The organism is Streptomyces sp. NPDC051555 (assembly GCF_044454405.1).
Taxonomy (GTDB): domain Bacteria; phylum Actinomycetota; class Actinomycetes; order Streptomycetales; family Streptomycetaceae; genus Streptomyces.
The window spans coordinates 39,349-59,610 of the sequence record NZ_JBITDP010000031.1 but is presented as its reverse complement, the minus strand read 5'-3'; the positions used below and the strand labels follow the sequence as shown (position 1 = coordinate 59,610).

Below are 20,262 nucleotides of genomic sequence, written 5' to 3'. Positions count from 1 at the left end.
TCGCTCCCCCTCCCTCATCCTTCTCGGTGGTTGGCTCAGGCCGCCGCGCGGGCGTCGGCGATGAAGTGGTCGATCGCCTCCACGCTGCGGAAGTTGTTCGGGTCGAGGTCGGCGTCGCCGACGGCCAGCTCGAAGCGGTCCTCGACCCAGGCGATCAGCTTGAGGACGCCGAGGCTGTCGATGACCCCGTCGTTGAGGAGGTCGTGGTCGACGGCCAGCTCGGTGGGGGCGGTGCCCGGGAGGAACTCGGTGATGACGAAGTTCTTGATGGTGTCGACGTTGCTCATGACGGGATTCCTTCGGCGAGAGGGGCGGCGACGGCCTCGGTGACGGGTGTGACCGGGGTGACGGCGTTGGCGGGAGTGATGGGGGTGAGGCGGTCGAGCGCCTTGCGGTCGACCTTTCCGGTGGCCGTCTTCGGCAGCGGCTCGTCGGTGAGCGTGAGCTGCGTCGGGACGGCGTTCCTGGGCAGGTGCCGGGCGCAGTGCGCGCGCAGGGCGAGGACGCCGAGGGTGGAGCCGGGGACCCGCTGGACCGCGGCGACGAGCTTCTTGCCCGCGATCGGGTCGGGCAGGGCGCTCACGCCCACTTCCTGGACCTCGGGGTGTTCCTGGAGGACCCGCTCGATCTCGGCGGTGTTGACGGCGACCCCGCGCACCTTGACCTGGAAGTCGGTGCGTCCGGTCAGGTGCAGGGTGCCCTCGGCGTCGCGCCGTACGAGGTCTCCGCTGCGGAACCAGCGGCGGTCGTCCAGGCCGAGCGGGTGGCCGGTGAACTTGTCGGCGTGCCGGGTGCGGTCGAGGTAGCCGCGGGTCTGGAAGGGGGTGGAGACGTACAGCTCCCCGCTTCCGGCGCCTTCGACGACCGCGCCGGTGACCGGGTCCAGGACCAGGGCGTGCACCCCGGGGAGCGGGCGGCCGATGGGGACGGGCGGGAAGGTGGTCGCGGACGTGTCCACCTCGTGGATGAAGCTGTCGTTGGTCTCGGTGCACCCGTAGATGTTGTGGATGCGGGCCTTGGGGAAGAGCGTCGGCAGGGCGGCGAGGGTGCGGTCCGCGATGGCGTCGCCGGTGAACATCACGTGCTCGACGGTCTCGAAGGTGAAGCCCGTCTTGGCGGCCGCGTCCTGGAGCAGTCCGAAGGCCATGGGCACGGCCTGTACGACGTGCACCTCGTGCCGGTCGACCAGGTCGCGCAGGTGGCGGCCGTGGGCGGCGAGGGCGGGGTCGACCAGGACGACCCGGCCGCCGCGGGCCAACGTGGTCCACACGTCCAGCAGGCACAGGTCGAAGTTGAGGGGGGCGTAGTTGAGGACGGTCCGGTCGGGGCCGATCTCGAAGGCGGCGCCGGCCCAGGCGACGAACCGGTCCACCTCGTCCCGGCCCAGCGGGACGATCTTCGGCAGGCTGGTGGAGCCCGAGGTGGTGAGCATGAAGGCCACCTCGGCGGCCTCCTGCGGGGGCAGCGGCTGGGCCGCCACGTCCGGGTTGGGGACCACCCGGGCGTCCTCCCCGCCGGGGGCGAGGACGTGACGGCACCCGGCCTGGGCGAAGAGGTCGGCGAGCAGGGTGTCCGCGAGGGCCGGGGACGGCAGCATCACCGGGCGGCGGGCGAGCAGGGCGGCCAGGACGAGCGCGACGGTGGCCGGGGACTTGTCGGCGAGGACGCCGACCGGCTCGCCGGGGGCGAGGGCGAGGCGCGCGAGGCGGTCGCGTTCGCGGCCGGCGAGGTCGTACAGCTCGCGGTAGGTGGTCTCCGCCCCGTTGAAGACGAGGGCGGTGGCGTGCGGGCGGTCGTGGACCTGGGTCAGGAATCCGGCGACGAGGCCGGGGGCGGAGACGTGTCGGCTGTGCTGAGCGCTCACGGCAGGTCACCTCCTTCCGGTACCGGCGGCGCGGCCGGGGCCGCGATCTCGACCCAGCCGCTCTTGACGGCCGCGCCCTTGGGGGTCTTGCAGGTGAAGCGGACGACCCGGGCCTCGGCGTCGGGCTGCAGGACGATGTCCAGCGGGACGCCGGGGGGCACGGGGGCCGAGAAGCGGCAGCCGAGGCCGCGCACCCGGCTCGCGTCGCCGTCGGCGAAGCGGTCCACGGCCTCCTCGACGGCCAGGGCGACCACGCTCATGCCGTGGGCGATGACCGTGTCGAAACCGGCCGCGCGGGCGGCTTCCGGGTCGAGGTGGATGGGGTTGAGGTCGCCGGAGGCGTGGGCGTAGGTACGGATCCGGTCGGTGGTCAGTTCGTGCGTGACGGTCTGCGGCGGGCCCGCGCCGAGCGGGGTGGGGGCCGGGGAGCCGCCGGCGATGTCGCCGAAGGGCTCCAGCAGGGTGGCGCCCACCAGCAGGGCGGAGATGACCAGTTCCGCGAAGGGCTCCGGTCCGGTCCTCCCCTCGCCCTGTCCGGTCAGCCGGACCCGCAGGGCGATCCGGGCGCCGCGCGCCTCCTTGCGGATCCCGAGGACCTCCAGTCGTACGGTGACCTCCTCGCCGGGGCGGACCGGGCGCAGGACCCGGATGTCCTGGCCGAGGTGGACCACGGAGACCGGGCCCGGTTCGGCGGCGGTCAGCTCCGCCACGGTCTGTTCGGCGACGGTGTGGGCGAGGACGAAGGGGTGGACGGGCGAGGACTGTCCGGGGGCCGCGGGGGCCAGCCCCGGGCGGGCGGCGGCCCGATAGCCGGTGACGTCGGCCTCGGTGACGGTCAGGGTCCGCACGGGGGCGGGCAGGGCGAGGAGCGTCATACCGGCGTCACCACCACGGAGGAGTTGTGGCCGCCGAACCCGAAGGAGTTCGTGATCGCGGGCCCCGACGGGACGGCGCGGGGCGCGCCGTGGACGACGTCGATGTCCATTCCAGGCTCCAACTGTTCGAGGTTGGCGGTGGGCGGCACCTCGCGGTGCCGCATGGCCTGCACGGTGGCGATGAGTTCGACGGCGCCCGCGGCACCGATGAGGTGGCCGATGACGGACTTGGGCGCGGTGACGGGCGGTTGCGCGGTGCCGAACACCTTGGTCAGGGCGGCGGCCTCGGAGCGGTCGTTGTAGGGGGTGGAGGTGCCGTGCGCGTTGACGTGCACGATGTCGGTGGGGTCGAGGCCCGCGTCGGCGATGGCCCCGGCCATGGCGGCGGCGGCTCCGGCGCCGTCGGGCAGCGGCATCGCCAGGTGGTGGGCGTCGGCGGTGGCGGCGTACCCGGCCACCAGCCCGTACGTCTTCGCCCCGCGGGCCCGGGCGTCGTCGAGGCGTTCCAGGACGACGAAGCCGGCGCCCTCGCCCATCACGAAGCCGTCGCGGTCCACGTCGAAGGGGCGCGAGGCGTGCTCGGGGTCGTCGTTGCGCAGCGAGACGGCGTTGAGGTTGCCGAACCCGGCCAGGGTGACCGGGGTGAGCGTGTGCTCGCAGCCCCCGGCGATGACGAGGTCGGCGCGGCCGGTCTGGAGCAGCATCAGGGCGTGGCCGATGGCGTCGGCGCCGCTGGCGCAGGTGTTGGCGACGGTGAGGGCGGGGCCGGTCCAGCCGAGCCGGATGGCGATCTGGGCGGCCGCCGCGTTGGGCATGGTCATCAGGGGCATGAGCGGGTTGACCCGGGCCGGGCCGACCTCGGTGTAGTGGGCGGACTCCAGGTCGCTGGTGGCACGGCCACCGACGGCGTTGCCGACGACGATGGCGGTGCGGCCGGCCTCGGCGGTGGGTGATCCGGCGTCGCGGTGGGCGGCGAGGGCGGCGACCGTGCCGTAGTGGGCGAAGGGGTCCATCCGGCGGGCTTCCTTGGCGGGGACCAGCCCCGCCAGCTCCTCCAGGCCGCGGACGCGGCAGCCGATGCGGACCCGGTGGCGGCTGAGGTCGAAGTGGGTCAGCTCGGCCGCGGTGGACCGGCCGGTCCGCAGCGTGCTCCACAACTCGTCCGGGGTGCACCCGCCGGGGGTGACCACGCCCATGCCGGTGATGGCTACGGGCGGCTGCGCCGAACTGCCCCTGGACGATCCAGGCATGTCTCTCCTCGGTGACGTGCGGGCGGGAGGGGGGTCGCCGAGCGCGGTCAGATGATCCGGCACTCGCGGGCGGACTTGATGAAGGCCTCGGCGGCGAAGTCGATGTCCGCCTTGGTGTGGGCGGCGGTGATGGCGATCCGCAGCCGGGCCAGGTCGTTGGGGACCGCCGGGGTGACCACGGGGAGCCCGATGACCCCGTTCTTGCGGCAGGTGGTCGCGTAGTCGTAGGCGGCCTCGTCGGATCCCGCGATGATCGGGACGACGGCGGTCTCGCTGTCGACGGTGCTCATTCCGGCGTCGTGGAGCATGCCGCGGAAGCGCGCCGACTCCTGCTGGATGAACTCGACCCGCTCCGGCTCGCGTTGGAGGACCCGCAGGGACTCCAGGGCGGCCGCGGCCTGGGCCGGTCCGAGGGCCGCGGAGAAGAGGAAGGGGCGGGCGGCGTACTTCAGGTGGTGGACGAGTTCGGCGGAGCCCGCGACCCAGCCGCCCATGGAGGGGATGGCCTTGGAGAGGGTGCCGAGCTTGATGTCGACCTTCACCTCGTAGTCGAAGTGCTCCTCGATGCCCTTGCCGGTGGCGCCGATGACACCGAGCGCGTGGGCCTCGTCGACCATCAGCAGCGCGTTGTGGGCGTCGCAGACCTTGCGCAGCTCCACGAGGGGGGCGATGTCGCCGTCCATGGAGTAGACGCTGTCGACGATGACCAGGCGGACCCCGGTGTCGGGGGCGGCGGCCAGGCGGCGCTCCAGGTGCGCCACGTCGTTGTGGCGGAAGCGGGTGACGGTGGCTCCGGAGAGCTTGCAGCCGTCGACGATGCTGGCGTGGTCGTACTTGTCGATGAAGACGGTGTCGCCGGGGCCGACGATGGCGCCGACGGTGCCCACGTTGGCCGCGTAGCCGGAGCCGAAGACGAGGGCCTTCTCGCGGCCGGCGAACCGGGCGACCTCCACCTCCAGTTCCTCGTGCAGCGGGGTGGACCCGGCCAGGGCGCGGACCCCGTGGTTGCCGGTGCCGTAGCGGTCGACGGCGGCCTTGGCGGCCGAAACCACCCGCTCGTCCCCGGCGAGGCCGAGGTAGCTGTAGCCCGACATCATCAGCAGCCGCTGGCCGTCCTGGTCCGCGTACGCCGAGTCCCGCTCCACCGTGTATGCGACGAAGCTGTTCTTGCGGTTGGGCTCGTACTCCAGCGACGCTACGCGGTCCCTGAAGTACGCCAGCTTCGGCTCCAGACGGTCCCAGGCGGCGGATGCGTTCACGTTCTTCTCCTCGTCGTGATCGTCCGGCGGACCCGGAACTCCATCGGTGCCCTGCCGTTCTTCCGGCTGGGCTCTAGTGCAATTCCATTAACCCGCGGCGGCGCAATGGCGACGCAACAGCGGTATGCGAGTGGGGCGTTAGCCTCGCGCGAGCGGCGCTCCAGTCGTTTCGCGGGCGGGATTCCAGTACTCCGCCAGTGGGTCTCGAATTCCGGGGCCAGAACCCTCCACCCCGCTTCGACCTGGCATTTCATTCGCGAAGGAATGTTTGCCGGGCTCTGTTGACACACGGAGAAGGCCCGCAGGTATCTTCGAACCGCACGCGAACCAGGGGGACACGGCCGGAAGTCGACCGTTTCGGAGAGTGCATAGTGCTGATCAGACTCGTAGGTCTCGTCACGATCGAGCCGGACGGAGCCCCGCCGCAGCACCTCTCCAGCGCCCAGGCGCAGGTGGCGTTCGCCCGGCTCCTCCTCGAACGGACGGGAGGCACCGAGCGTGACCAACTGGCCGAGACCGTATGGCCGGAGGGGCTGCCCGACACGTGGGCCTCGGCGCTGCGCAGCGTCGTGAGCCGCGTACGGACCTTCGTCACCACCCCGCAGGACCAGCCCGGTGTGACGCCCCTGATCGCGCAGGGCGGCCGGTACGTCCTGCGCATACCGCAGGACGCCGCCGTCGACGTGGAGTGCGCGGAGACGGCGGTGGCGGAGGCGGCGGAGGCGTACGCGGAGGGGGCCTACGCGGTGGCCCAGCAGCTCGCCGCGGGGGCCGTGTCGAACCTGCGCGGCTCGTTCCTGCCCTCGCACGAGGGGGACTGGGTCAACGCGGTGCGCGAGCAGCTGGAGGAGTTGCGGCTCAAGGCGCTGGAGACGGCGAGCCTGTCCTCGTCGGCGCTGGGCGACCAGCACCACGCCCTGCGGTACGCCGAGGAGGCGGTGCGGCGGGCTCCGTTCCGCGAGAGCGCGTACCGCTGCCGGATGGCGGCGCACACCCGGGCGGGCAACCGCGCGGAGGCGCTGCGCAGCTACCAGCAGCTGCGCGAGGTGCTGGCGGAGGAGCTGGGGATAGACCCGGCGCCGGAGACGGAGGCGGCCTACCTGGACCTGCTGCGCACGCCGGAGCCGCGGCCCGCGGCGCGGCCGTTCGCGGTCCTGGACCCCTTCCTGATGGGCATGTTCGAGGTGGACCGGGCGGCGGGCCCGCAGCCGTGCTCCCTCTCGGACCACGGCTGCGTGACGCACCCGACGGCGGCGCCGACACCGAGCTCGGCGGCCTAGCCGGGGCACGTACGTGGGCACCCGCGGGGAGGTTCTCCCCGCGGGTGCCCACGGCTGCCCACGGCTGCCCACGGCTGCCCACGACTGCCCACGGGCGCCCACAGCTGCCCACGGGCGCCCCCACGAGGGAACGCCGAACGGCCCCGGCCTCCCTGGGGGGCGGGGGCCGGGGCCGTTCGGGGTGGAGCAGGGTGCAGCAGGGTGCAGCAGGCGGTGGCTCAGGTGATGGACACACCGCTGTCGATGCTGATGACCTGGCCGGTCATGCAGTCCTGGTCCAGGAACAGACCGGCGCTGCGCGCGACCTCCTCGACCGTCACGAACCGCGGGATGGGAGCCTTGTCCTCCATGCCCTCGATCACCCGGTCCGGGAGGTCCTTCGTCATCCCCGTGATCATGAATCCCGGGGACAGCGCGTTCACCGTGACGCCGCGCCGGCCGCACTCCGACGCGAGCGTGCGGGTGAAGCCGATCAGGCCCGCCTTGGACGCCGAGTACGCCGTCTGTCCGGCCGTCGCGATGATGCCCGACGGGGAGACGATGTTGATCACCCGGCCCCAGCGCTGGCGCAGCATGGCCGGGACCGAGGCCCGGGCCGTGTGGAAGGACCCGATCAGGTTGGTCTGGATGACCTGCGCCCAGTCCGTCGGGTTCTGCATCGCCATGAGGCCGTCCTTGCGGATGGCCCCGTTGTTGACGAGTACGTCGACGGGTCCGAGCCCCGCGGAGATCTCCGCGTAGATCCCCTGGACCGTTTCCCAGGAGCCGACGTCACCGGTGACCAGGACGGACGGGTTGGTCAGCTTCTCCTGCACCGCCAGCGCCGCGTCGCGCGAGCTGTTGTAGTGCACCGCGACCCGACAGCCCAGGGCGTCCAGCTCCAGCGCCAGCGCCTGGCCGAGGCCGCCCGAGGCGCCGGTGACGAGCGCGACCGGGGACTCGGGCCGCTGGCCCGCACTCTTGTTGCTCATGCTGCCGCACCGCCCCATTCCATCAGGATCGAACCCCATGTCATACCGGCGCCGAACCCGGCCAGCAGGACCTTGTCACCGGCCTTGATCCGGCCCTCGTCGAGGGCTTCCGCCAGCGCGATCGGAATCGAGCCGGAAGCCGTGTTCCCGTACTTCTGGAGGTTGGTGATCAGCGCCTCCTGGCGCAGCCCGGTGTGGGACATGATCGAGTTGATGATCCGGATGTTGGCCTGGTGCGGCACCACGTGGTCCACGTCGGCCGCGTCCACCTTGGCGCTCTCCAGCGTCTCGCGCACCGTGCGGACGGTGTAGCGGACGGCGTTGAGGTAGATCTCGTTGCCGTTGATCTGCGCGTAGTGCAGGCCCGCCGCGACGGTCTCCGCCGTGGTCGGCATCCGGCTGCCGCCCGCGAGCACCTTGAGGGATCCGGTGCACGAGCCGTCGGCGCCCAGGTTCCAGGCCTTCACCCGGTTCTCCGGGCCGGGCACGATGACGACCGCGCCCGCGCCGTCGCCGACGAGGATGGACAGGTCCCGGTCGGCCGGGTTGGCCGTCAGGGTGTGGGTGTCGGAGCCGATCAGCAGGATCGGCCGCGGGTCGATCCCGATGAGGGCCATCGCGGAGACGAGTCCGTAGACGAATCCCGCGCACTCCGAGTTGACGTCGTGCGCGCTCCCGGCGATCCCGAGTTCGTGGTGGACGAACGCGGAGGTCGCCGGGGACGGCTGTTCGGGCGTCGCCGTGGCGACGATGAGGTGGGCGATGTCGGCGCCGGTGAGGCCCGCCTTGTCCAGGGCGCGCCGGCCGGCCTCGACGGCCAGGGAGACGGTCGTCTGCCCCGGGTCGACCGCCCGCCGCTCACGGATCCCGCAGCGGCTGACGACCCAGTGCTCGTCCACGCCGAAGCGTTCGGCGAGTTCCGCACTGGTGACGACGCGCTCGGGTACGGAGATGCCCCACCCGGTGATGTCGAAGCCGGTCACGTGGTTCCCCTCGTCCCTTGTTACGCCTGCGCCGGGACGAGCTCGACGATCTTCGCGTAGACATCGCGCAGCGTCGTCGTGTCGTCGAGGTCCGCGAAGAGCGACTCGTCGGCCGGGATGTGCGGGTAGTTGGTCTGGAATCCGTACAGCCACTCCATCAGGTCCAGCGAGTCGACGTCCGCGATGTGCTGGAGCGGGGCGTCGGGGCTGACCTCTGCGGCACCCGAAACGGCCTCGAGCTGGCTCGCCAGTTCTTCGATGGTGGGCAGCGACATGGGGTCGGTCCTCTCTCGGCAGTGCAACTCGGCAGTGCGTCTGTGTTTTCGACAGCGATGAAAACCCCGGGCCCGCAAGGAAGGCGCAACACGGCTTTCCGGCTCCGCCTTCCCGCCCCCTTCCCACCCCCTTTGTCCAGCGGATTCCGACCGTGTTGCGCACGCCTTGCGCGTCATCGGGTTTCCTCGGACGCGAATTCAGATCGGACGGCCCCGCCGGACAGCCAGGGCCCCGCCGGACAGCCCCGGACAGCCAGGAATGAGGATCAGATGACAACGGTCGCCCCCAAGTCGGTGGACCCCGAGGTCGATGCGATCAGGCACCACTACGAGGTCAGCAACGATTTCTACCGGCTGCTGCTGGGCCCCACGATGATGTACTCCGGTGGCTACTGGGAGGACGGCGAGGACCTCGTCGCCACCCTCGACGAGGCGCAGGAGCGCAAGCTCGACAAGTTCGCGGAACTGGCGGGCGTCCGCGCCGGCGCCGCCCAGCGCGTGCTGGACATCGGCTGCGGCTGGGGCACCATGCTCAACCGCCTCACCACCGTGCACGGCGCGGAGCAGGCCGTCGGCCTGACCCTGTCGCGCACCCAGGAAGCCTTCATCGACGGGCTGAAGAACCCGCGGATCACCACGCTGGTCGAGAGCTGGGCCGACTACAAGGTCGCCGACGACAGCGAGAAGTACGACGCGGCGTTCTGCATCAACGCGCTGGAGCACTTCGTCTCCTCGGCGCTGCCGCCGAAGGAGCGCACCAAGCGCTACCGGTACTTCTTCCAGCAGGTCGCGAACACCCTGAAGCCGGGTGCGAAGTTCGTGCTGCACACCATGACCGCCGAGGCGCTGCCGATGAACCGCGCGCTGCTGGACGACCTGAAGTTCCTGCAGCGGTCCGAGTTCAAGGACTGCCACATCCCGCACCTGCACGAGCTGGCCGCGGGCGCCGAGGGCCTCTTCGAGATCGACGAGATCGTCAATGAGCGCGAGTCCTTCGCGATGGCCTGCCGCGCCTGGCTGGTGCTGCTCGCCGAGCGCCGGGACGAGGCCGTCGCCCTGGAGGGCGAGGAGGTCGTGGCCCGCTTCGAGCGCTACCTCGACATCTTCGCGTACACGCTCGAGGACAAGTTCTTCAACAACTTCCGCGTGACCATCACGCGCCGCTAGGAGGCCGACGTGACGAGCATTCTCGAACCGGCCAAGGACGGCGGAGCCCGCCCGACGACCGAGGCGGCCGCCAAGGGCCGCGGGCCGACCCGCCACCTGCGGGTCGCCGTCATCGGTACCGGGTTCTCGGGCCTGGGTACCGCCGTCCGGCTGCTGCAGTCGGGCATCGACGACTTCCTGGTGTTCGAACGGGCCGATGAGGTCGGTGGCACCTGGCGCGACAACAGCTATCCGGGTTGTGCGTGCGACGTCATGTCCCACCTCTACTCGTTCTCGTTCGCCCGGAACCCGAACTGGAAGTCGACGTTCGCGTCCCGGGACGAGCTGTACGCCTACCTGCGCGACACCGCCGACCGTTTCGGCGTCCGTCCGCACATCCGGTTCCAGCACGAGCTGCTGGCCGCCCGCTGGGACGAGGGCGAGCGGCACTGGAAGATCGAGACCTCGCAGGGCGACTACACCGCGCAGTTCCTGGTGACGGGCACGGGCTACCTCAGCGAGGCGGCCGTGCCGGACATCAAGGGGCTGTCGGACTTCCAGGGCAAGGTCTTCCACTCCTCGCGCTGGGACCACGAGCACGACCTGACCGGTCGGCGCGTCGCCGTCATCGGTACGGGTGCCTCGGCGATCCAGTTCGTGCCGGCGATCCAGCCCGAGGTCGGCCGGCTGGACCTCTACCAGCGCACGCCCGCCTGGATCGGTCCCAAGCCCGACAAGGCCAACAGCGAGCTGCACACCAAGATGCTCCGCTCGCTGCCCGGCTACCAGCAGTTCCGGCGGGGCTTCAACATGTGGGGCCGGGAGATCCTGGCCTTCTTCTGGAAGCGGCCCAAGCTCGCCAAGAACGTCCAGAAGATGGCGAGCGACCACCTGGAGAAGTCGGTACCGGACGAGGCGCTCCGCAAGCGCCTGACCCCGGACTACCTGGTGGCCTGCAAGCGGCTGTTGTTCTCCAACACCTGGTACCCGGCGATCCAGCAGCCCAATGTGGAGATCGTCACCGAGGGCATCGCGGAGGTCCGGGCGAACTCCATCGTCGGGACGGACGGCGTCGAGCGCGAGGTCGACACCATCATCCTCGGCACCGGCTTCCGGGCCACGGACCGGCCGGTCGCGCGACAGATCTGGGGCCGCGACGGCGTCCAGCTGCGCGAGGCGTGGAAGGACGGAATGTCCGCGCACCGCGGCACCACCATCGCGGGCTTCCCGAACCTGTTCATGATGCTGGGCCCGAACACGGCGCTCGGCCACTCCTCGCAGACCGTGATGATCGAGGCGCAGGTCCAGTACGTCGTGGACTCGCTCCAGCAGGCGCAGAAGCACGGCCTGTCGAGCATCGAGGTCCGCCAGGAGGCGCAGGACGCCTACAACCTGAAGCTCGACAAGCACCTCGACGGCACCGTGTGGATGTCGGGCGGCTGCAAGAGCTGGTACCTCGACGAGAGCGGCCGCAACACCTCCATCTTCCCGACCTACACCTGGCGCTTCCGCCGGGGCACCAAGCGCCTCGACCTGAGCGAGTACGAGCTCGCTTCCCAGGTACGCAGCACCAAGCCGGTACCTCACCAGTAGGAGACGTAGGCAGATGAGCAGCACCCACACAGACGCCGCGGGCAGCGCCGCCCAGCCGTCCCGCCGCCGGGTCCTCGGCGGGATCGCCACCACGGCGGTCGCGGTCGTCGGCTGGAACGTCGTGTCCCAGACCTGGGCCACGGCCGCCGAGGCGGCGGGGAACACCGATGTCGTCCCGGTGCCGGGGCTGGTCGGGACCCTGGAGACGGCGCCCGCGACGGTCGAGGGCTTCGGCCACGACTTCGGGCACCTCTTCGACGGCGCCGCGAGCAAGCCGTGGGCCGTCCTGCGGCCGGGCGGCGTGGACGACATCGTCACGATCGTCAACTACGCCCGGACCCACGGCATCCAGCTCGCCGTCAACGGTCAGGGCGGCACCGGCAACGACATCGAGTCGCACTCGGTGTACGGCCAGGCCCGCGTCCCGGGCGGCATCTCCATCGACGCCAAGGGCATCTCGCGGATCCTGTCGATCGGCTCCGACCACGCGGTGGTCGAGGCCGGGGTGACCTGGGGGCAGCTGACCGACGCGACCCTCAAGGTGGGCAAGACCCCGCCGGCGCTCCCCGACTACCTGTACATCTCGATCGGCGGGACCATCAGCATCGGTGGGATCGGCGGCACCGTGCAGCGGTACGGCCTGTTGTGCGACACCGTCCAGTCCATCGACATCGTCACCGGTGACGGCAGGCTGGTCACCGCGACGGCGCAGCTGCGGCCGGAGCTGTTCAACGCGGCGCTGTCGGGCGGCGGTCAGGTCGGCATCATCGTCCGGGCCACCGTCAAGCTGATCCCGGCGCCGAAGCGCTCGGTCATCTTCAGCCTGTTCTACGCGGACGTGGCGACGTACCTCGCGGACTCGGAGAAGGTCCTGGCCGACGGCCGCTTCCAGGTCCACGCGGGCGAGATGCTGCAGAAGCCGGACGGTTCGGGCTGGCGCTACAAGCTGGAGGTCGGCGCCACCTACAACACGACCCCGCCGGACCGCGCGAAGCTCCTGTGCGACCTGAAGGACGTACGGGCGGACGCGATCATCGAGGACGTGCCGTTCCGGGACTACATGTTCCGGCTCGACGCCTACGAGGCGGTCCTGAAGGAGGGCGGCCACTGGTACACGCCCAAGCCGTGGCTGAGCATGTTCCTCCCCGCGTCGAAGACCAAGCAGTTCATGAAGCGGGTGGAGCAGGAGCTGGACGCGAGCTCGCTGGGCGGCGGCTTCCTGCTCTTCTACCCGTTCTACACCTCGAAGTTGAAGCGGCCGCTGGCGATGATGCCCAACGAGTCCGTGGTCTACCTCTTCGACCTGCTGCGCTTCCCCAACCCGGGCGAGCCCAACATCCAGGGCATGATCGACCAGAACCGCCGGCTGTACGACATCGCGGTGGGCCTGGGCGCCAAGCGCTACCTGGTGGGCTCGATCCCGATGACGAACGCGGACTGGAAGAAGCACTTCGGCAACCGCTGGGCCGGCTTCGTCAACGCCAAGAAGAAGTACGACCCGAACAACACCTTCACCCCCGGTCAGGGCTTCTTCGCCTGACGGCGGGAGTCCTACCGGTAGGGGAGCACCGGCGGCGGGGGCGGGGGCGGGCTCCCCGCCCCCGCCGTCGCCTTCCCGTACCCACACCCGTACACGTACCCGTTCCCCGCCACTGGAGGGTTTCGCCATGACGACCTACGACCGGATCGACGAGGCGGTGATCGACGCCCCGGCGCCCGCCGTCTGGGAGGCGCTCGTCGCGGAGCTGCAGGGCGCCAAGGAATGGTGGGTCCCGAGCAACACCTTCGAGCTGCTCTCCGGCGCCGCCGACCGCGTCGGCGGGCGGGTCGCGGTGACCGTCCACACCAAGGGCTCCGACAACGGCGGCCTCAAGCTCCGCTTCACCCAGCGCACCGTCGCGGTGGACCCGGGCCGGCGGCTGGACGTCGCGTACGTCGACGGGGTCTTCCGCGGGACCGCCTCCTTCCGGCTGGAGTCGCTGGTGGACGGCCGCACCCGGATCTCGATGCACTTCATCGGCACCCCGAACGGCTTCCTGAAGGTCCTGTCCAAGGTCGCCGACCTGGGCGCGGAGCACTCCAAGGGGGCCCTGTCGGCCTTCGAGTCGCTCGGCCGCAAGCTGGCGCCGGTGGGTTCGGGGGCGCGGGGATGAGCGCGGCGATGGAGGCCTCCCTCGCCCGCGAGCTGAGCCGGGAGCTGACCGTACGGACGGACGACGGCGCGGAGCTTGCGGTGACCGTGCTGACCCCGCTGGCGGGCACGGCGCCGGCCGTGGACGTGGTCCTGGTGCACGGCTGGGCGCACACCCGGCGGGTCTGGGGCACGGTCACGGACCGGCTGATCCGGGCCGGGCACCGGGTGGTCCTGTACGACCAGCGCGGGCACGGGGCCTCCACGCTCGGCCGGACCCCGGTCTCGATGGAGCGGCTCGGCTCGGACCTGGCGTCCGTACTGGAGGAGACCGGCGCGCGCGGGGCGGTCGTGGTCGGCCACTCGGGCGGCGGGTTCGCGGCCCTGGCGTACGCCGCCCAGGACCCCGGGGCCGGGAGGCTGCACGGCCTGGTGCTGCTGGGGACGGCCGCGCACGGCCAGGACACCCCGGACAGCGAGGTCAAGATGATGGGCAACGCGCTCTTCTCCTGGGCGCTGCGCCGGTCCTGGCTGGGCGGCAAGCTGCTGTCCTCGACCATGGGCAAGGGCGTGGACCCGGTCGCGCTGGACGTGAACCGGCAGCTGTTCGCGGCGACCGCCCCGCACGTGCGGGCGGAGTTCTTCCGGAGCACGCGGGGCTGGGACGCGCGCGCGGCGCTGAAGTCCGTACGGGTGCCCGCGGTGGTGCTGCACGGGGAGGGCGACAAGGTGATCGCCCCCGCCCTCGCCGAGATCCTCGCGGAGACCCTGCCGGGCGCCCGCTTCGAACCGGTCGCCGGCGCGGGCCACATGCTGCCGCTGGAGCGCCCGCTGCTGGCGGTGTCGGCGGTCGCGGAGCTCACCTCGCGCCGATGATCGAGTCCCTGCTGCCCCCGGGCGTCGCGTCGTCGGAAGCCTTCGACGACGCGGCGCCCGCTCCGCTGTTCCCGGCCGAGGCGGCGCTGATGACAGGCCGACGGGCGCGCCGCCACCGCCAGTTCGCGACGGCCCGGGCCTGCGCCCGGCGCTGCCTGGCCGACCTCGGGCACGCCCCCGTCGCACTGCTCCCGGGCCCGGGCGGCGCCCCGGCCTGGCCGACCGGGGTGGTCGGCAGCATCACCCACTGCGACGGCTACCGCGCGGCGGTGGCGGACCACTTGGGCCGCACCGCGGCCCTGGGCATCGACGCCGAACCGGCGGGCCCGCTCCCGCCGGGCGTGCTCGGCCTGATCACGTCCCCGGCGGAGCGCGCCCACCTGTCCGACCTGGCCGCGGCGGACCCGGCCACCCCGTGGGAGCGGCTCTTCTTCTCGGCGAAGGAGGCGGTGTACAAGGCGTGGTACCCGGCCACGGGCACCTGGCTCGGCTTCCGCCAGGCCACCCTGTCCCTCTCCCCCACGGGCACCTTCACCTGCACCCTCCACCCCCCGCCCACGGCCCCCCCGCTGGACCCCCACTACACGGGCCGCTGGCTGACGACGCCGGGGTTGGTGCTGACGGCGGTGGCGCGGGCGGGGTGAGGGGGAGGCGCGGGGTGCGCGGGGGAAGGCGCGGGGGCCGCCGGGGCCGTAAATCCCGGTGGAGATGTCCGTGCGATCTGATATTCCTGCTCCCCAACGGGATCACGCCCGACACTTCCGGCTGATCGCGTCAACTTCCCAGGGGGGACTCATCACCATGCAACGTGCCCGCTTGCTCCTGACGGCCGCACTGGCCCTGGGGCTCGGCCTACCGGCCGCAGCGCCCGCCTCCGCCACCCAGGACCCGGCAGCGCCCCGGACCACCGCGCCGCGCACCGCTCCCACGCCCGGCTTCGCCGGTGAGGGCCGCTACTCCGACTGCGACACGAACCCGTACTCCGGCAGCGGCGCGGGGTGGCTCGGCCTCGACGACGTCACGCTCCGCGTGAGCACCGGCTCCCCGGCCGCCACCCAGCTGCGGACCGACTTCCAGCTGTGGGACACCGCGTACGGCGGCCCGCGCACCGACTACCCGACGTCCTGGGCGCCGCTCGGCGAGGCGCGCACGACCGTGCCCAGCGATCGGCTGAAGGACGGCGGCCAGTACGCCTGGCGGGCCCGCAGCAACGACGGCACGCTGACCGGCCCCTACACGGCGTGGTGCTACTTCCGCGTGGACCACACGTCGCCGACGGCGGAGGTCACCACCGACGCGACGCCCAAGAAGGTCGGCCAGCTGGCCGGCTTCACGCTGCGCGGCTCCGACACCGGCTCGGGGATCGCCTGTGCCCGCTGGTCCACGGACACGGTCATGAGCGTCGGCTGGCGCTGCTCCGACGGGGCGACCGACAACCACGTCGTGCGCCTCGTGGACGGCGTGGCCGAGATCAAGGTCAAGCCCGCGGGCTGGGGCAGCCAGCGGCTCCAGGTCGAGACGATGGACGACGCGGGCAACGTCTCGCAGCCCGCGGCGCTGACGTACTACGCCACGCCGTCCACGAACCCCGCCGCCTTCGGCGACATCGACGGCGACGGCACCCCGGACGTCCTGGTCCCCGACGCCGCGGGCGACCTCCGCACGGCGGGCTCCGACCCCAAGTCACCTGCCAACGCACACCGTTCGGCCGCCCCTGGCGGCAGCGGCAGCTGGGCGAACGTCCAGTACACGCACCGCGGGACCCTGGGCTACCAGCAGGTCGACGACCTACTGGCCCACGCACCGGGCGACTCGTCCCTGTACGTGTTCAGCAATGACCGAACGGGCGCCTTCACCGGTCAGTCGCCAAGCGTGGTCGGCAAGCCCACCACCTGCCAGGACCCGGCGGGCGGGGCCATCGACTGCGCGCAGCACGGCTACGGCGCCGACTGGTCCAAGGTCACCCAGATCGCGGCCTACGGTTCCCCCCTCGGGGACACCGCCAACGCCAACGGGATCCTGCCGGAGACCTCCGTGCTCTTCGTCGAGAACGGCCGGCTCTGGCTGGCGCTGCGCGGTTCCACCCGCCAGCTCGACAGCTCGGTCATCCTGCTCTCCGACACCGCCTCCGGCTGGGCCGGCTACGACCTGCTCACTCCCGGGCCGGCGCAGGGCACCGCCTTCCCGACCCTGTGGGCCCGCTCCCGGGCCGACGGCGCGATCCGCGCCTTCTCCGTCAAGGGCACGTCCGACGCACCGGACTTCTCCGCCTTCGTCGACCCGGCCGCGGGTCCCGTCCTGGCGACGCTGCCCACCGGTGCGCACCCGCGGATCGGTTCGGACGGTGACCTCACGGGCGACGGCCTGCCCGACCTGTGGTCCGCCGACACCGCCGGCCGGATCACGCTCTTCCCCGGCGTGGGCACCACCACCCCCCACCCCACGGTGACGGGTTTCACCCCGGCCTCCTGACCGCACACCTGGGCAGCCCGTCACGGCACCGCGCGCAACACCTCCCTTCATCTCGGTATTCCGAATCTTCGAAAATAGTCAACTTACGACCATCCGGTTAGACCTGGGTTGACCCTGTGGCGCTTTACCGCCCTGTACGGTGGATCACAAGCACGTGCCAAATTAGAAACTTAAGAAGGTCGGCATTCGCGTCCACCCAAGCAGCCAATTCCCCAGGGGGGACCCGCCCGCAATGTTCGATAAATCGAAAACGAATACACCCGTTGCCGCAAAAGCCAAAATCCAGCGGAAACCGTCCGTGAACGAATGCAAGAGAGAGCGGGACAGAACAGCGGCAGGGGTGATTCTCACGACTTACGATCTCGGCGCGCTGGCCCTCTGGGGCAGGAGCGAAAGTCCGAGCCCGCTTGATGTTCGCCAGGGCGAGCTGGGGGACTGTGTCTACCTATCTACGCTCGCCGCTTTGGCCCACATCGACCCCGAAGGGATCAAGAGTCGCATCACGCCCCTCACGAATGGGCGATTCAAAGTGCGCCTCGACCGGACCGTCGAGGTAGGTCCCCTCGTACACGCCCGCCCAGCACGTTCGACAGGTTTGTATGCTGAAGGAGAGCTTTCGTCCTGGGTGGCCCTTATGGAAAAGGCCCTGGCGAAGCGCAGATCCCCTTTGCTGGGCGCACCCAGCTATGAAGCCCTTAATGGCTGTAAGAAAATGTCGACCGCACTCAAAGCGCTTGGCTACGGCGTCGAGCTTGAGGACGATAGTGGTGACGAACCACTAGAAGGAGCCCTGGAGATCGTTTCGGAGGGTTTGCGGTGTGAGCGAATCGTCCTCGCTGCGCTTGAGATTGGTGGTGACCAGTCGCAGCATGCCCATGCCGTGCTGGGGGTGAGCTCGAACATGGTGCGGCTGTACGACCCCTACGGGAGTCAGAAGGACTTGACGATCAGAGAGTTCGAGGCCCGCGTGAGAGCGGTGACCGTATCCACGGCGCTGTAAGCCCCCTCACGCCTCCAGAATCACCGTGCGGGCCGGGGCCGGGGCTTCCTGGGGGGTGTCGGGGGTGGTGCCGGCGCGGAATTCCTGGGGGCTCACGCCGCGGACGCGTTTGAAGGCCGTCGAGAGGGCGAAGGCGTTGCTGTAGCCGACGCGGCGGGCGACCGTGGCGACGGTGGCGTCCGGTTCGCGCAGGAGGTCGGCGGCCAGGGCCAGGCGCCAGCCGGTGAGGTAGGCGACCGGGGGTTCGCCGACGACCTCCGCGAAGCGGCGGGCCAGCGAGGCGCGGGAGACGCCGACCTTGAGGGCGAGTTCCTCGACGGTCCAGCCGTACGCCGGGTTCTCGTGCAGCAGCCGCAGCGCCGGGCCGACCACCGGGTCGCTCTGGGCGCGGTACCAGGCGGGCGCGCCGCTGCCCGGGTCGGCGAGCCAGGTGCGCAGGATGCCGATCAGGGGCAGGTCCAGGAGCCGGTCCAGGACGATCTCCTGGCCCGGTTCGTCCTTGCCGATCTCCATCGCGAGCAGCCGGACCAGGGTGTCGTCGCCGGACGCGGCCGGCCGGACCAGGATCGTGGGCAGGGCGTTCAGCAGCCGCCGGCCGATCTCGCTGGGCGCCTGGTAGGTGCCGCTCAGCATGATGGCCGAGCCGTCGTCCTCGAAGGCCTCGCCCCAGGAGCGCACGCCCAGCGCCATGGTGTCGGTGACGTCCTCGCCCTCCTGCGTGTTGCAGCGCTGCTCGGGGCCCACGGTGATCTGGACCGGGGTGTCCGGGCTGTCGGAGACCGTGTACGGATCGGGGCCGCGTACGACGGTCAGGTCGCCGGGGCGGATCAGTACGGGCTCGCCCCGGTCCGGGATCAGCCACGCCTCGCCGCGCACCATCGTGACGACGGACAGCGGGGCCCGGTCCTCGACGCGCAGCGACCAGGGCGGGTTGAAGACGGACTTCAGGAGGAAGGCGCCGCGGGCCTTGGGGCCTTCCAGCAGACCGGTCAATGTGTCCATGCCCACGGGCCTTCCTGGTTGCGGTGGATCCGAAGCGCCCGCTCCCCCGCGGGGGACGGAATTGAGAGCGGGCGCCGTCACGGGGGTGGTGCTACGCGACCGAACCGCGGCCGTGCAGGGTCAGCGCCCGGCCCAGCGCGGCGAGGGCCGCCGTGCAGGCCACGGTGCGCACGATGTTGCCGCCGGTCCAGCGGGCCCCGAAGCGGGACCTGGCGGCTCCGAAGTCGGCTCCGGCGCGGGCCAGTTGGGTGTTCAGCGGGATGTTGATCGCCGCGGTCACCACCAGCGAGAGGGCGTACAGCCCGAAGGCCGTCCAGCCCCAGCGCGCCGCGTCCGGTCGGCCGCCGCGCTGCTGCTGCGCGGCCGCCACGCCCGTGGCGAGGAAGGCCCCGAGGAAGAGCAGGCCGAACAGCCCGTTGTCGATGGCGTCGTTGATGTTGCGCATCGCGGTCACGTAGGTCTGGTCGTCACCGCGTCCCAGGCCCGGCATCACCGAGATGTCAAAGGCGAAGTACAGACCGGCCATCAGGCCCGTGCTCACCGTCGCCGCCACCAGGGTGGCCGATTGGGTCGTCGTGCTCGTCACGTCAGGAGTCCCTTCAGTGTGCGCTCGTACCGCCTGCGCAACAGCGTCGCACCGATCAGCCGGACCGGCGGTGGAATGGTGGAGGACACGTGGGAGACGGACTCCCGACTCGCGCCGTCGAACATCCACGGCTGGAGGTACGTCATCACGCGCATCGGCGCACTGGAGACCACCTTGCGCTCCTCCGTCAGGTAGGCCCGCTCCCCCAGTCGGTCGAAGACCGGGAAGACCACGCGCTCCTCGTCGCGCAGGTGACCGTGCAGGATCTCCTCGAACGCCTTGGCGGCCGGGGCCAGACCGTCGCCGCCGCGCCCCACGGCCGTGGACACCGCGGCCATCGCGGCGTCCAACTCCTCGTGGTCGTCGTGCAGTTCACGGGCCTGCGCGTCGAAGTCGGCGTCACGGCGGCGCAGCCCCGGCCACAGCACGTCGTCCTCGCTGGTGTGGTGCCACTCGATGACCTCGCGCAGCCGCTGCCACCACTCGGCGCCACCGCCCCGCCAGCCGGGCGCCGCCGCGCGCAGCCGCGCCGCGTCGCGCCGCATCGCGATGTGCATGAGCGCGAACCCGTGGAAGTGCGGCGGGAGCGCGGCCAGTCCGTTCTCGCTGGAGAAGGACGGTCGGGGGGTGCCGGTCATCGGGGCCTCCTGTCGGGGGGCGGTGGGGCGTGCGGTCGCGCGGTCGTGCGTACATCCCGGG

At 71.4% G+C, this 20,262-nt stretch carries 20 protein-coding genes; 9 read left to right on the top strand and 11 right to left on the bottom strand.

What is annotated here, in order from left to right; all coding sequences use genetic code 11:
* Positions 1–35 precede the first annotated feature (35 nt).
* From ACIBEA_RS38540 to ACIBEA_RS38520, 5 genes are read right to left on the bottom strand one after another with little or no spacing between them, the layout of a single operon-like run.
* The gene (locus ACIBEA_RS38540; RefSeq protein ID WP_330335466.1) at positions 36–287 is read right to left on the bottom strand and encodes a phosphopantetheine-binding protein; all 252 of its coding nucleotides are present in this window, start codon (positions 285–287) and stop codon (positions 36–38) included.
* Positions 284–1,864 (bottom strand): AMP-binding protein, encoded by a 1,581-nt coding sequence (locus ACIBEA_RS38535; protein ID WP_399268042.1) that lies wholly within the window; start codon positions 1,862–1,864, stop codon positions 284–286. Before ACIBEA_RS38535 ends, ACIBEA_RS38540 begins: the two co-directional genes overlap by 4 nt.
* Entirely contained in the window at positions 1,861–2,739 is an 879-nt protein-coding gene (locus tag ACIBEA_RS38530; protein ID WP_399268041.1) for a MaoC/PaaZ C-terminal domain-containing protein, read from the bottom strand. The genes ACIBEA_RS38535 and ACIBEA_RS38530 overlap by 4 nt, the downstream gene beginning before the upstream one ends.
* The gene (locus tag ACIBEA_RS38525) at positions 2,736–3,989 is read right to left on the bottom strand and encodes a beta-ketoacyl-[acyl-carrier-protein] synthase family protein (protein WP_399268039.1); all 1,254 of its coding nucleotides are present in this window, start codon (positions 3,987–3,989) and stop codon (positions 2,736–2,738) included. The genes ACIBEA_RS38530 and ACIBEA_RS38525 overlap by 4 nt, the downstream gene beginning before the upstream one ends.
* Positions 3,990–4,036: 47 nt before the next feature.
* The gene (locus ACIBEA_RS38520) at positions 4,037–5,248 is read right to left on the bottom strand and encodes an aminotransferase class I/II-fold pyridoxal phosphate-dependent enzyme (protein ID WP_399268037.1); all 1,212 of its coding nucleotides are present in this window, start codon (positions 5,246–5,248) and stop codon (positions 4,037–4,039) included.
* Positions 5,249–5,619: 371 nt separating this feature from the next.
* On the opposite strand from ACIBEA_RS38520, the gene ACIBEA_RS38515 reads away from it, so the two are divergent.
* On the top strand, positions 5,620–6,528 hold the full coding sequence (locus ACIBEA_RS38515) for a BTAD domain-containing putative transcriptional regulator (RefSeq protein ID WP_399268035.1): 909 nt from the start codon (positions 5,620–5,622) through the stop codon (positions 6,526–6,528).
* 218 nt (positions 6,529–6,746) lie between these two features.
* Here ACIBEA_RS38515 and ACIBEA_RS38510 read toward each other — a convergent pair whose 3' ends face one another.
* Genes ACIBEA_RS38510 through ACIBEA_RS38500 form a run of 3 tightly spaced genes read right to left on the bottom strand, consistent with a single transcriptional unit; the run spans position 6,747 to position 8,757 of the window.
* Positions 6,747–7,499, bottom strand: a complete 753-nt coding sequence (locus ACIBEA_RS38510; RefSeq protein ID WP_399268033.1) for an SDR family NAD(P)-dependent oxidoreductase — start codon at positions 7,497–7,499, stop codon at positions 6,747–6,749.
* Positions 7,496–8,482 carry a 3-oxoacyl-ACP synthase III family protein gene (locus ACIBEA_RS38505; protein ID WP_399268031.1) on the bottom strand — a complete coding sequence of 329 codons (987 nt, stop codon included), beginning with the start codon at positions 8,480–8,482 and terminating at the stop codon, positions 7,496–7,498. The genes ACIBEA_RS38510 and ACIBEA_RS38505 overlap by 4 nt, the downstream gene beginning before the upstream one ends.
* 20 nt (positions 8,483–8,502) lie before the next feature.
* Positions 8,503–8,757: a hypothetical protein gene (locus ACIBEA_RS38500; RefSeq protein ID WP_330335474.1), complete on the bottom strand. Its 255-nt coding sequence runs from the start codon at positions 8,755–8,757 to the stop codon at positions 8,503–8,505.
* 270 nt (positions 8,758–9,027) lie between these two features.
* Between ACIBEA_RS38500 and ACIBEA_RS38495 the strand changes: the two genes are divergently transcribed.
* From ACIBEA_RS38495 to ACIBEA_RS38460, 8 genes are all read left to right on the top strand, one after another.
* The gene (locus tag ACIBEA_RS38495; protein WP_385776400.1) at positions 9,028–9,924 is read left to right on the top strand and encodes a class I SAM-dependent methyltransferase; all 897 of its coding nucleotides are present in this window, start codon (positions 9,028–9,030) and stop codon (positions 9,922–9,924) included.
* A 9-nt stretch (positions 9,925–9,933) separates the two neighbouring features.
* Positions 9,934–11,496 carry a flavin-containing monooxygenase gene (locus ACIBEA_RS38490; RefSeq protein WP_399268029.1) on the top strand — a complete coding sequence of 521 codons (1,563 nt, stop codon included), beginning with the start codon at positions 9,934–9,936 and terminating at the stop codon, positions 11,494–11,496.
* 13 nt (positions 11,497–11,509) lie between these two features.
* Entirely contained in the window at positions 11,510–13,036 is a 1,527-nt protein-coding gene (locus ACIBEA_RS38485; protein WP_399268027.1) for an FAD-binding protein, read from the top strand.
* A 127-nt stretch (positions 13,037–13,163) separates the two neighbouring features.
* Positions 13,164–13,649: an SRPBCC family protein gene (locus ACIBEA_RS38480; RefSeq protein WP_399268025.1), complete on the top strand. Its 486-nt coding sequence runs from the start codon at positions 13,164–13,166 to the stop codon at positions 13,647–13,649.
* Positions 13,646–14,503, top strand: coding sequence for an alpha/beta fold hydrolase (locus ACIBEA_RS38475; protein WP_399268023.1), 858 nt, complete (start codon positions 13,646–13,648; stop codon positions 14,501–14,503). The genes ACIBEA_RS38480 and ACIBEA_RS38475 overlap by 4 nt, the downstream gene beginning before the upstream one ends.
* Positions 14,500–15,147, top strand: a complete 648-nt coding sequence (locus tag ACIBEA_RS38470; protein ID WP_399268021.1) for a 4'-phosphopantetheinyl transferase — start codon at positions 14,500–14,502, stop codon at positions 15,145–15,147. The genes ACIBEA_RS38475 and ACIBEA_RS38470 overlap by 4 nt, the downstream gene beginning before the upstream one ends.
* Positions 15,148–15,304: 157 nt before the next feature.
* Positions 15,305–16,975: an FG-GAP repeat domain-containing protein gene (locus tag ACIBEA_RS38465; RefSeq protein ID WP_399268019.1), complete on the top strand. Its 1,671-nt coding sequence runs from the start codon at positions 15,305–15,307 to the stop codon at positions 16,973–16,975.
* Positions 16,976–17,273: 298 nt separating this feature from the next.
* Positions 17,274–17,975, top strand: coding sequence for a C2 family cysteine protease (locus ACIBEA_RS38460; RefSeq protein WP_399268017.1), 702 nt, complete (start codon positions 17,274–17,276; stop codon positions 17,973–17,975).
* Positions 17,976–17,981: 6 nt separating this feature from the next.
* On the opposite strand, the gene ACIBEA_RS38455 is transcribed toward ACIBEA_RS38460, so the two are convergent.
* From ACIBEA_RS38455 to ACIBEA_RS38445, 3 genes are all read right to left on the bottom strand, one after another.
* Positions 17,982–18,977, bottom strand: a complete 996-nt coding sequence (locus ACIBEA_RS38455) for an AraC family transcriptional regulator (RefSeq protein WP_399268015.1) — start codon at positions 18,975–18,977, stop codon at positions 17,982–17,984.
* A gap of 91 nt (positions 18,978–19,068) precedes the next feature.
* The gene (locus ACIBEA_RS38450; protein WP_399268013.1) at positions 19,069–19,563 is read right to left on the bottom strand and encodes a DUF1772 domain-containing protein; all 495 of its coding nucleotides are present in this window, start codon (positions 19,561–19,563) and stop codon (positions 19,069–19,071) included.
* Positions 19,560–20,201, bottom strand: coding sequence for a hemerythrin domain-containing protein (locus ACIBEA_RS38445; protein WP_399268011.1), 642 nt, complete (start codon positions 20,199–20,201; stop codon positions 19,560–19,562). Before ACIBEA_RS38445 ends, ACIBEA_RS38450 begins: the two co-directional genes overlap by 4 nt.
* Between the last annotated feature and the right edge of the window lie 61 nt (positions 20,202–20,262).

Coding starts and splice junctions, on each gene's coding strand:
- ACIBEA_RS38540 (WP_330335466.1), bottom strand. CDS start 287: ATGAGCAACGTCGACACCATCAAGAACTTCGTCATCACCGAGTTCCTC.
- ACIBEA_RS38530 (WP_399268041.1), bottom strand. CDS start 2,739: ATGACGCTCCTCGCCCTGCCCGCCCCCGTGCGGACCCTGACCGTCACC.
- ACIBEA_RS38525 (WP_399268039.1), bottom strand. CDS start 3,989: ATGCCTGGATCGTCCAGGGGCAGTTCGGCGCAGCCGCCCGTAGCCATC.
- ACIBEA_RS38510 (WP_399268033.1), bottom strand. CDS start 7,499: ATGAGCAACAAGAGTGCGGGCCAGCGGCCCGAGTCCCCGGTCGCGCTC.
- ACIBEA_RS38500 (WP_330335474.1), bottom strand. CDS start 8,757: ATGTCGCTGCCCACCATCGAAGAACTGGCGAGCCAGCTCGAGGCCGTT.
- ACIBEA_RS38495 (WP_385776400.1), top strand. CDS start 9,028: ATGACAACGGTCGCCCCCAAGTCGGTGGACCCCGAGGTCGATGCGATC.
- ACIBEA_RS38485 (WP_399268027.1), top strand. CDS start 11,510: ATGAGCAGCACCCACACAGACGCCGCGGGCAGCGCCGCCCAGCCGTCC.
- ACIBEA_RS38480 (WP_399268025.1), top strand. CDS start 13,164: ATGACGACCTACGACCGGATCGACGAGGCGGTGATCGACGCCCCGGCG.
- ACIBEA_RS38475 (WP_399268023.1), top strand. CDS start 13,646: ATGAGCGCGGCGATGGAGGCCTCCCTCGCCCGCGAGCTGAGCCGGGAG.
- ACIBEA_RS38470 (WP_399268021.1), top strand. CDS start 14,500: ATGATCGAGTCCCTGCTGCCCCCGGGCGTCGCGTCGTCGGAAGCCTTC.
- ACIBEA_RS38465 (WP_399268019.1), top strand. CDS start 15,305: ATGCAACGTGCCCGCTTGCTCCTGACGGCCGCACTGGCCCTGGGGCTC.
- ACIBEA_RS38455 (WP_399268015.1), bottom strand. CDS start 18,977: ATGGACACATTGACCGGTCTGCTGGAAGGCCCCAAGGCCCGCGGCGCC.
- ACIBEA_RS38445 (WP_399268011.1), bottom strand. CDS start 20,201: ATGACCGGCACCCCCCGACCGTCCTTCTCCAGCGAGAACGGACTGGCC.